General features: G+C 69.3%; 10 protein-coding genes. 7 read left to right on the top strand and 3 right to left on the bottom strand.

Going from position 1 to position 10351, the window contains the following annotated elements; translation table 11 throughout:
* Nucleotides 1–716: alpha/beta fold hydrolase family protein (locus ACLNEE_RS16150; protein WP_412007382.1), on the top strand; the 716-nt coding region annotated here is incomplete at its 5' end.
* On the opposite strand, the gene ACLNEE_RS16145 is transcribed toward ACLNEE_RS16150, so the two are convergent.
* Both ACLNEE_RS16145 and ACLNEE_RS16140 read right to left on the bottom strand, forming a co-directional pair.
* Nucleotides 682–1056 (bottom strand): (2Fe-2S) ferredoxin domain-containing protein, encoded by a 375-nt coding sequence (locus tag ACLNEE_RS16145; RefSeq protein ID WP_411423311.1) that lies wholly within the window; start codon nucleotides 1054–1056, stop codon nucleotides 682–684. The two genes, ACLNEE_RS16150 and ACLNEE_RS16145, sit on opposite strands and share 35 nt — an antisense overlap.
* 8 nt (nucleotides 1057–1064) lie before the next feature.
* On the bottom strand, nucleotides 1065–2327 hold the full coding sequence (locus ACLNEE_RS16140; protein WP_411423310.1) for a 1-deoxy-D-xylulose-5-phosphate reductoisomerase: 1263 nt from the start codon (nucleotides 2325–2327) through the stop codon (nucleotides 1065–1067).
* A 50-nt stretch (nucleotides 2328–2377) separates the two neighbouring features.
* Between ACLNEE_RS16140 and ACLNEE_RS16135 the strand changes: the two genes are divergently transcribed.
* From ACLNEE_RS16135 to ACLNEE_RS16120, 4 genes are read left to right on the top strand one after another with little or no spacing between them, the layout of a single operon-like run.
* Nucleotides 2378–3316, top strand: coding sequence for a DUF368 domain-containing protein (locus ACLNEE_RS16135; RefSeq protein WP_411423309.1), 939 nt, complete (start codon nucleotides 2378–2380; stop codon nucleotides 3314–3316).
* 35 nt (nucleotides 3317–3351) lie between these two features.
* Nucleotides 3352–3972, top strand: a complete 621-nt coding sequence (locus tag ACLNEE_RS16130) for an RluA family pseudouridine synthase (RefSeq protein WP_412007381.1) — start codon at nucleotides 3352–3354, stop codon at nucleotides 3970–3972.
* An 8-nt stretch (nucleotides 3973–3980) separates the two neighbouring features.
* The gene (locus ACLNEE_RS16125; protein ID WP_411423307.1) at nucleotides 3981–5342 is read left to right on the top strand and encodes a sodium-dependent transporter; all 1362 of its coding nucleotides are present in this window, start codon (nucleotides 3981–3983) and stop codon (nucleotides 5340–5342) included.
* Between the two features lie 51 nt (nucleotides 5343–5393).
* Nucleotides 5394–5648, top strand: a complete 255-nt coding sequence (locus ACLNEE_RS16120) for a hypothetical protein (protein ID WP_411423306.1) — start codon at nucleotides 5394–5396, stop codon at nucleotides 5646–5648.
* 4 nt (nucleotides 5649–5652) lie between these two features.
* On the opposite strand, the gene cysS is transcribed toward ACLNEE_RS16120, so the two are convergent.
* On the bottom strand, nucleotides 5653–7143 hold the full coding sequence (gene cysS / locus ACLNEE_RS16115) for a cysteine--tRNA ligase (protein ID WP_411423305.1): 1491 nt from the start codon (nucleotides 7141–7143) through the stop codon (nucleotides 5653–5655).
* Nucleotides 7144–7390: 247 nt separating this feature from the next.
* Between cysS and ACLNEE_RS16110 the strand changes: the two genes are divergently transcribed.
* Nucleotides 7391–9307: a CHASE2 domain-containing protein gene (locus ACLNEE_RS16110; RefSeq protein ID WP_412007380.1), complete on the top strand. Its 1917-nt coding sequence runs from the start codon at nucleotides 7391–7393 to the stop codon at nucleotides 9305–9307.
* A gap of 108 nt (nucleotides 9308–9415) precedes the next feature.
* Complete coding sequence (locus ACLNEE_RS16105) at nucleotides 9416–10132, top strand: FecR family protein (protein ID WP_411423303.1); 717 nt, start codon at nucleotides 9416–9418, stop codon at nucleotides 10130–10132.
* Nucleotides 10133–10351 lie beyond the last annotated feature (219 nt).

Below are 10351 nucleotides of genomic sequence, written 5' to 3'. Positions count from 1 at the left end.
GCCTCAACCTGCGCGGTGCGGGGCCGGGCCGCGGCCTGGCCCGCGGCACCTATGCCGCGGCCTGCAACAGCGATCTGCTGCCGGTGCTCCACCAGGCCGCCGCCCTGGCGGCACCGGCCCCCCTGCTGGCGGTGGGGCTGTCGCTGGGGGGCACGGTGCTGCTGAATGCCGCCCTGGCCGAGCCGGCCCTGCTGGCCGGGCTGGTCTGCGTCAGCAGCCCGCTGGACCTGGCGGCCAGTTCGGCCCAGATCGAACGCCCCCGCAACGGGCTCTACCACCGGTGGCTGCTGCGCGCTCTGCGGGCCCAGACCCTCGCCGATCCCTACGGCCTCGAGCCGCTCGAGCGGGACCGCCTGCGTGGAGGGGGTGCGGTGCGCAGCGTGCGGGCCTTCGATGCGGCGATTACGGCACCCCGCTGGGGCTTCGCCGATGCCGCGGCGTACTACCGGCAGGCTTCGCCGCTGCCCCAGCTGCTGGCCGGCCAGCCGCTGCCGCCTGCCCTGCTGGTGCATGCCCTCGACGATCCGTGGGTGCCGGCCTCGGCCACCTGCCGGTTGGTCGAGGCCGGCCAGCGCGGCGCTTCAGCCGGGGCCGACCTTGAGGTGCTGCTCACCGCAGCCGGCGGTCACAACGGCTTCCACGGCCGGGGCGATGGCCCCACGGCCTCGTGGGCCGATCGGCTCACGGCCCGCTGGCTGGCGCGGCTGGTGGGCTGAACGGCTGGCGCCGCAGGATCCACGCCTCGATCGGCTCCCCTCCGATCACATGCTCGTGGAGGATGCGCTCGATCCGCTCGGGCGTGACCGCCCCGTAGACGATCCCCTCCGGCCAGACCAGGAGGATCGGCCCCTCGCTGCAGATCCGCAGGCAGTCGGCCTTGGTGCGCAGCACGATCCCTCCCGGTCGCTGTGGATCCTCCAGCGCGAGCTCCCGCACCAGCCGCTTGAGGGCCTCCCAGCTGGCGGCGCCGATGGCCGGGTCAGGGCAGCAGAGCGCCTTGGTGGGGGTGGCGCAGAGCAGCAGGTGGTGGGCGATCGGGGCCTGAACGACAGCCATGGCAGCGCTCAGGCCGGCAGGGCGGCGGGGGGCAGGGCGCTCAGCTGGGCGCTGAGCTGGGCGGCAGCCTCACGCACCGCCTGCCGGGCCCAGGCGTCCACCGCCAGCACCTCGTCCAGGCTGGGTTGGGCCGTGAGGTCGGCCCTGTGGCGATCGCACACCCGCTCGATCAGCCGCGGGATGTCGAGGAAGTGGATGCGTTCCTCGAGGAAGAGCGCCACGGCCTGCTCGTTGGCCGCGTTCATCACCGCGGGCATGGTGCCGCCGGCGCGGCCCGCCGCATAGGCCAGGCCCATGCAGGGGTACTTGGCGGGGTCGGGCTGGCGGAAGCTGAGCTGCCCCACCGCGGTGAGGTCGAGCCGCCGCCAGGGGGTCTCCAGCCGTCCGGGCCAGCTGAGGCAGTAGAGAATCGGCAGCTTCATGTCCGGCCAGCCCAGCTGGGCCAGCACCGAGGAATCGGCCAGCTCCACCATTGAGTGGATGATCGACTGAGGGTGCAGGACGATCTCGATGTGGTCGTAATCCAGGCCGAACAGGTAGTGGGCCTCGATCACCTCCAGCCCCTTGTTCATCAGGGAGGCCGAATCCACCGTGATCTTGCGCCCCATGCTCCAGTTGGGGTGGCTGGTGGCATCGGCCACGGTGGCCTTGTGCAGATCGGCGGCGTCCCAGTCGCGGAAGGCGCCGCCGCTGGCGGTGAGCTGGATGCGGCGCAGCCCCGGCGTGGGCACACCGGTGGAGAGCCGTGCCGTGTCGGCCCAGGGGGTGCCCTGCAGGCACTGGAAGATGGCGGAGTGCTCGGAATCGGCCGGCAGCAGGCGTGAACCGCTTCTTGCCAGCTCGGGCAGCACCACCGGGCCGGCGGCGATCAGGGTTTCCTTGTTGGCCAGAGCCAGATCCTTGCCGGCGCGGATCGCCGCCAGGGTGGGCAGCAGGCCCGCGCAGCCCACGATGCCCGTCACCACCAGGTCGGCCGTGGGCCAGGCGGCGGCGGTGTTGAGCCCGTCGGCTCCGCCGAGCAGCTCCGGCATCCGGGCCGGCTGCAGCGCCGGTTCGAGGGCCTCCAGCCGCTCCCTGAGCTCCTGAACCCGTTCCCGGTTGGCCAGGGCCACGACCTCCGGCTCGTGCCGCCGGATCTGATCCACCAGCAGATCGAGGTTGTTGCCGGCGGTGAGGGCCACCACCCGGAAACGGTCGGGGAATTCGCAGACGATCTCGAGGGTCTGGGTGCCGATCGACCCGGTGGATCCCAGCACGCTGATGGCTTTCACGGCGGGGCTCCCTAAGGTTGCGGCGCTCCAAGTGTCCCACTGGTCTGCCCATGGCCCCCTCCACCGCGCGGAGCGCACCGTCGGTTCCCTACGTGATCGGCTGTGGCCTGGCCATGGGGGCGGCCGATGTCGTGCCGGGCGTCTCCGGCGGCAGCATGGCCTTCATCCTGGGCATCTACGGCCGGTTGCTCGAGGCGATCGCCGGCTTCGATCCGGAGCTGCTGGGGTTGCTGGGCCGCGGCCAGTGGGGCCAGGCGGCCTCCCGCGTGCAGCTCGGCTTCCTGGTGCCCCTGCTGGCGGGGATCGGCACGTCGGTGCTGGTGCTGGTGCGGCCGATCACCTGGCTCTATGAGCACCACCCGGTGCTGCTGTTCGCCTTCTTCTTCGGGCTGATCGTGGGCTCGATCGTGCTGATCGCCCGCCACGCCCACTGGGGGGCCTCCGGTCTGGCGGCGATGGTGGCCGGGGTGATCGGGGCCCTGGTGCTGGTGACCCGGGTTCCCGTGACCATGCCCCACGATCCGTTCACGATCTTCTGGAGTGGCGCGGTGGCGATCATGGCGATGATCCTGCCGGGCATCTCCGGGTCGTTCCTGCTGCTGGTGCTGGGCCAGTATCAGCACGTGATGGAGGCGGTGAAGGGGCTGCAGCTGGGAACCCTGGTGCCCTTCGCCTTGGGCTGCATCACCGGCCTGCTGCTGTTCGTGCGCCTGCTCCGCTGGTTGCTCCACCGCTGGCACGGCCAGACGGTGGCTCTGCTGGTGGGCTTCATGGCGGGGTCGCTGTGGAAGATCTGGCCCTTCCGCACGGTGCTGGAGAGCACCACCACGGCCAAGGGCAAGCTGGTGGTGCTGCGCGATGCCCTGGCGGGCCCGCCCAGCCCTGAAGCCCTGGCGGTCGCCCTGCTGCTGATGGGGATCGGCGTGGCCCTGGTGACGGGGCTCGAGCAGCTGCAGCATCAGGCCGGCGTGGAGGAGATGGGGGGCTGAGGCCCCCAGGCTGGAGCGAGGGGGTGGCCTCTGCCATGGCGCCCGTGGCCCTGGTGCATGCCGATCCCTGGCTGCTGGCCGTGGACAAGCCCCCGGGCCTGCTGAGCCAGCCTGGTCTGGGCCCCCAGCTGCGCGAGAGCCTGCTCGGCCAGGTGCAGCGCCGCTGGCCCACCGCCCAGCTGGTGCATCGCCTCGATCGCGACACCTCCGGGCTGCTGGTGCTGGCCCTCGATCCGCTCAGCCACCGCAACCTCAGCCTGCAGTTCCAGCAGCGCCGGGTGCGCAAGGCCTACCTCGCGGAGGTGCAGGGGGAGGTGCGGGGGTGCTCGGGCCGCATCGACGCCCCCCTGGCACGCCTCACCGCCCGGCCACCGCGCTACGGGGTGGTTCCGGAGGGAAAGGCCGCCCTCACCCGCTGGCGCCTGCTGGCCCGGGGTCCCGGCTGGAGCCGCCTGCTGCTGCAGCCCCGCACCGGCCGCTCCCACCAGCTGCGGGTGCACATGGCCTGGCTGGGCCATCCGATCCTGGGCGACCCGCTCTACGGCCCCGGGTACCCCGGTCGGATGCGCCTCCATGCCTGGGGTCTGCAGCTGCGCCATCCCCACAGCGGTGCGCCCCTGCGCTTGCGGTGTGCCGGACACTGGGGCGACCGTTGACGCCGCCCATGGCAGCCCTCCACCACCGCGACGAGCGCGGCCATCCGCCGGAGCACTGGGGCTCGTCGCTGGGGTTCGTGCTGGCGGCGGCGGGCAGCGCGGTGGGTCTGGGCAACCTCTGGGGTTTCGCCTACCGCGCCTCCCAGGGTGGGGGAGCGGCCTTCGTGGTGCTGTATCTGCTCATCGTGCTGGTGGTGTGCCTGCCGGTGCTGGTGGCGGAGATGGTGCTGGGCCGCAGCACCGGGCACGCTCCGCTGCTGGCCCCGATCACCGCCGGCGGTCGCCGCTGGGCCCCGCTGGGCTGGCTGTACATGGCCGCGGCGATCGGGATCCTCTCCTATTACGCGGTGCTGATGGGCTGGACCGGGCGCACCCTCCTGCACGCCCTCCTCGATGGCCTGCCGGCCGACATGGCCGCCGCCGAGGCCTACTTCGCTGAGATCAGCAGCGGCGGCGATGCGGTGCTGGGCCACCTGATCAGCCTGGGCCTGACCGGCCTGGTGGTGGCGGCCGGCATCCGCGGCGGCATCGAGCGGCTCAGCCGCTGGGGGATGCCGCTGCTCGTTCTGATGCTGCTCGGCCTGGTGCTCTGGGCCGCCAGCCTGCCCGGGGCCCATGAGGGCTACCGCACCTTCCTGCTGCGCTGGGACGCCGCCAAGCTCACCGATGCGGGCACCATCCGCAACGCCTTCACCCAGGCCTTCTTCTCGATCGGCACGGGCATCGGCGCGATCCTGGCCTACGCCGCCTACCTCGATCGCCGCAGCGCCATCCCCAGCGAGGCCGTCGCCGTGGTGGGGATGGACACGGCGGTGGGGCTGATGGCGGGCTGCGTCACCTTCCCGGTGGTGGCCAGCTTCGGCCTCAGCGACGTGGTGAGCGGCAGCACGGTGGGCACCCTGTTCATCAGCCTCCCCACCGGGCTGGCCTCGCTGGGCTTCAACGGCCGGCTGGTGGCGGCCGTCTTCTTCAGCCTGGCCTACATCGCGGCGATCACCTCCTCGGTGTCCTTGCTGGAGGTGCCCACCAGTTCGCTGATGGACCGGCTCGGCTGGAGCCGCGACCGCACCGTCTGGGTGATGGTGGCCCTGATCGGCGTATTGGGCCTGCCCTCGGCCCTGGATGTGGCCGTGCTGGAGCGGATGGACGCCCTGTTCGGCGGTGTGCTGCTGATCAGCGGCGGCCTCGGCATGGCGCTGCTGCTGGGCTGGGGGGTGCCGGCCCGGTTCCGGGCCGATCTGGAGGGATCCGGCAGCCGCCGCTGGCTGGTGCGGGGGTTGCTCTGGGCCCTGCGCTGGGTGTCGCCGCCGGCCATCGCCATTGGCCTCGCCGTTTCGGTGGCTGACCTGGTGCGCAGCTGGGGGGGCTGAGGCGCGCCGGCGCCGGCAGGGTCTTAACTGGCGCCAGTTCGAGGCCCGGTGATGGCGGCACGGCCGGCATGGTTGCAGCGCTGGAATTTCATAGAGCGGGCCCGGCTGGAGCGTCAGCTCTGGGAGGCGTTCGAGCGCCGGGAGGACATCGAAGCCCTGGTGGAAGGCTGCCGGCAGGCCGTGGCCGGCGGCGAGGCTGACCTGACCTTTCAGCTCGAGGTCTGGCAGACCACCCTGACCCGCATCCGCAGGATCGAACGGACGATGGCCGGCCAGCCCCCCCGTTCCGGCGGCGGCCAGGACTGAAGCCTCAGCTGCGGAGCCACTCGGTGACCCCCCCGGGTCTGTCGATCAGCTCGATGCCCTGAGCCTGGAGCTCGGCGCGGATCCGGTCCGCCGTCGCGAAATCCCGGGATGCCTTGGCGGCGGTGCGCGCTTCGATCTGCGCTTCGATCTGGGCCGCGTCGGCTTCGGCCGCGGCAGCGCCGGGAGCTGCGGGCAGGGGTTCCGGCCGCAGTCCGAGCACGGCGCAGAGCTCCAGCAGCAGGGCCCCGCGGCGGGCCAGGGCCGGATCGGCAGCCTCGGCCGCGGCGGCCTGATCGCCCCGTTCCAGCCGGTTGGCCAGGCCGCGCAGGGGGCGGGCCAGGTCGAACACTGCCGCCAGGGCCGCAGAAGTGTTGAGGTCGTCGTCCATCGCCGCGGCGAACTGCTCCCGCTTCGCCGCCAGGTCGGCGGGAAGGCCGGCCGGATCGCTGGCCGGTTGGGCCGGCGTGACTGCGCCCGACTCGGCGGGGGAGGATCCACCGGCCGCCAGGACCAGGGCGGCATGGAGTCCTTTCCAGCCCGTGGCGGCGGCCTCGAGGGCCGCGGCGGTGAAGTCCAGCGGTTTGCGGTAGTGGGCCTGCAGCACGAACAGCCGCAGTGTCATCGGGCTGACCCCCGAATCGAGCAGCGCCCGGATCGTGGTGAAGTTGCCGAGCGATTTGCTCATCTTCTCGCCCCCCACGTTCACCATGCCGTTGTGCAGCCAGTAACGCGCCAGGGGCTCGTCGTTGGCGGCTTCCGACTGGGCGATCTCGTTTTCGTGGTGGGGAAAGACGAGGTCGGCGCCACCGAGGTGGATGTCGATCGTGGTCCCCAGCTCCTCCCGCACCATGGCCGAGCACTCGATGTGCCAACCCGGCCGTCCAGGCCCCCACGGCGAGGGGAAGCTGGGTTCCCCCGGCTTGGCCCCCTTCCAGAGCGCGAAGTCGAAGGGGTGCTGTTTGCGGGCTTCCTCCGCATCGCCGATGCGGCCGGAGGCGTTGTCCTGCTGCTCACTGAGCTCACGGCCCGAGAGCTTGCCGTAGCCGGCATGGCGCATCACGGCGAAATAGACGTCGCCATCGGCCGAGTAGGCGGCGCCACGGGCCTCAAGTTCCCCGATCAGGTTGCGGATGGCATCGAGGCTGCGGGTGGCCCGCGGCATCCGGTCGGCGGGCAGGATGTTGAGCCGTGCCATGTCGGCCACGAAGGCGTCGATGTTGCGTTCGCTCACCGCTTCCATCGAGCTGTTCTCCTGGGCGGCGCGCCTGAGGATCTTGTCGTCGATGTCGGTGTAGTTCTGCACGAACGTCACGGCATAGCCCCGCCAGATCAGGTAGCGGCGCAGCACGTCCCAGACGATGTAGCTGCGGGCGTGGCCGAGGTGGCAGAGGTCGTAGACCGTCACACCGCAGCAGTAGATGCTCACCTTCCCGCTCTCCAGGGGCTCGAACGGCTCGACGCGGCGGGTGAGGGTGTTGGTGAGCCGCAGGGTCACGGGTGGGGCAGGGCGGAGCTGGGTTGGGATCGTGGCACAGGCCCCAACCGCCAGGCGGCCACAGGCCTGTCCAGCCAGCAGATCAGCAACCTGGGCGAATCAATGGCGGCTTCTGGCGGTTCGCCGGATGGGAAGCCGGCTGACAGTTGAGGGGGCGCTCTTTACGGTGATCAGGCCTGCGGATCGTCCGGTCTGCGGTCCACGCCCAGCGGTTCATGGTTCTTCACTGGCAACGACGATGAAGCTCTTGGTCTGGTCACGTCGCCATGTCGCCTTTCTGATCTGGGCGGCGATCTGCGGGATCGGGTTGTGGGCCTTCCCGCAGTATTACCAGCGCTGGCAGCTCTCCCTGGTCACCCGGGCCCAGGAGCTGCGCGGTGTACGGCAGCCGCCGCGCGATGTGGTGATCCTCGCCATCGATGACTTCAGCCTGATTCAGGGGCAGAACGCCGATCTCAGCACCGATCCTCTGCTGCAGTCGCTCACATCCTGGCCCTGGCCGCGCTCGATCTACACATCGACCCTCGATCGCTTGTTCGGGTCCGGTGCCAAAGCCGTGGCCTTTGACATCCTGTTCGATTCGCCGAGCAGCCATGGCGAGGCCGACGATGCAGCCTTTGCGAAGGGCCTGCAGCGCTACCGCGACAAGGTGGTGCTCGGAGCGCAGGTGTTCGAAAGCCGTGGGCGGGTTGGGGGCCTCACCCTGAGTTCACCACTGCCGATGCTCGCGGCTGCCGCTGGATCCGAGAGTTCGGGTCTGCTCAACGGCCTTCAGGATGACGACGGCTACATCCGGCTGCGCCCCAGCTCCTATGCCCAGCAGCTTCGCCAGTCCGAGTTGCCTGAGGTTCCCTCCGGACTGGCCACGGGATTGATCCGCAAGGGAGGTTTGCCGGAACGTCCTCCCCTCGTTGCCAGCGAGTCCTGGCGACGGTTGTTGGATCTCTACGGACCTGCGCGCACCATCACCACCATCCCCATCTGGGAGGTGCTGGAAGCCGACAGTTTCAAACGACTCGCCGACCGGGGTGATTTTCGCAATCGCGTCGTGCTGATCGGCCCCACCGCGAGCGTGCTGCAGGACATCCACCGCACCGCCTTTGCCGGTGCTGAGGGCATGCCCGGCGTGGAGATCCACGCCACGGAGATTGCCAATCGTCTCGAGGGACGGGCCCTGTTCGTTCCCCCAGCCTCCCGGCTCTGGGGACTGTTCGTGGGCGTGCTGGTGCTCCTGCTGGGACTGCTCTCCGCCCGTTCGGAGCGCCCCCAGGTCAGGTTGGGTTCCCTGGCCCTGCTGGGCGCCGCCATGCTGGGCAGTGGACTCCTGTTGCTCAACCTGTTCGGATTGGGCATCGGTCTGCTGGGCCTGTCGGTGGTCACCCTGGCGACGGGCTTGGTGAGTGCCGGGGATGCGACGGTTCGCCTGCAGCTCAGCAAGTTGCGGTTGCGGCGCATGCTTGGCCGCTACCTCTCCCCAGCCGTCGCGGCTCAGATGGCGACCCAGCCGGAGGAAGCCGATGAGATCCTGGGGGGGAGGGTGTTCGATGTGGTGATCTTCATCAGTGATGTGCGCGGCTTCACCAACCGCACCACGGCGATGACCCAGGCCAACCAGGTGCCTGAGCTGGTTGACCAGCTCAATGAATACTTTGGGATGCTTGTGACGGTGCTTCAGCGTGAGGGGGCCACCATCGACAAGTACATGGGAGATTCCGTCCTGGCTGTCTTTGGTGCCCCCATGAGTCGGGGTATCGAAGAGGAGGTCAATGCAGCCCTGCGGGCCGTGTTCGAGTTGCAGCATTCCATGGAGGCCCTCAACCAGCGCTGGCAGGAGGCCGGCAAAGAGCAATGGGAGCAGGTGATGGTTCTGGCTGCAGGTCCGGTGATCAGTGGCAACATCGGCTGCGCATCACGGATGGATTTCACCGTGATCGGGGATACGGTCAACATGGCAAGTCGGCTGGAAGGGGTGGCCAAACAGACCAACTCCGCCGTTGTTCTCTCCAGTCGGGTGGCCAGCCTTGCCGCACCGGAGTGGACGCTTGCGTCGCTTGGTCAATTTGAGCTGCGCGGTCAGGGAACCCAGGATGCCTTCACCCTCAAGGGTCACAGCGAAGGCGGGGAACCCGCGGAAACGAACGGCCATGGAGGCGAAAAAGGGTAGCGATCGCTACGCTTCGTTGACCTTGGTCTCCAGGCGGCTAGAATTACATGTGTAGTAATAGATCATTACCCCTTGGCCTGCGCATCCCGGGTACGGCCTCGTTTCTTGATGGGTGGAGGCCTCAAAGCCGCTGGCCTGCTGGCCTGTCTGGTGGCTCTGGAGGCTTGTCTGACCCCTCCTGCCGTGCAGGCGGCCTCCTACAAGGAGGCCAAAGTGAAGCGGATCATTGACGGGAATCAGGTTTATATCAACGGCAAGACGGCCAAGGTGAACCAGGTGGCCCGCTCGGGCTCCCAGGTGCGGACAGGGCGCAGCAGGGCAGAACTGTTGTTTGACAACACCTCGATCGGCTTTCTGGGGCGTTCCAGCGTCATCACGGTCGGCAGCGACTGTCTGACCATCGGCAAGGGATCGTTTCTCTCCAGTGGGCCTCAGCGCGCCTGTCTCGGCAGCAAGGTTCTTGGCGTCAAAGGCACCACCTTTGTGATCGATCGCACCAGCGATCTCTACAACGTGATCATGCTGGAAGGGGTGGCCTACGTTGGCGAGGTGACGGGTTATGAGGAGACCGAGGAGGCCAAGAAGAAGCTGGAGGAGGCCCGAGCGAAGCAGGAGCCTCTCGCGGATTCGGACCCTTCCGGCAAAACCACCTACATCTGTGGTTGTGAACTGGCTCAGTTCACCCCACAAGGGGAGTTTGTGCAGCAGGCTCGGCTGAGCCGCACCCAGTTGATGGCGGTGCTCAACCGCTTTGCGGATCCGAACCTGCAGCTGCCCGAGGGGACCTCTGCGCGGATCAACGAGACCTTGAGCCAGTGCAAGTGAGGCCTCAGGCGCCAGGCCTGGCCCCAGGCCTCGGGGATCCGGCGGCCTGATCGGCCAGGCCCCGTGGCCCCTCGGCCCTCCTGTGGTAAGTTATTGGACTGCGCCCCCGAGCGGAAGCTGAGGGGTTAGCGGGGCTTACGGGATCAGGAGGCGCGAGCCGAACGGTGTTGTAAGTTTTCTGGGTCGCCGGGAGGCGACGGCCACCGAGAGCTCCGGGGA

The sequence above is a fragment of the Aphanothece stagnina RSMan2012 genome (genome assembly GCF_046764815.1).
Lineage (GTDB): Bacteria > Cyanobacteriota > Cyanobacteriia > PCC-6307 > Cyanobiaceae > NIES-981.
The sequence above is the reverse complement of the archived record's forward strand: the minus strand, read 5'-3'. Positions and strand labels throughout refer to the sequence as shown.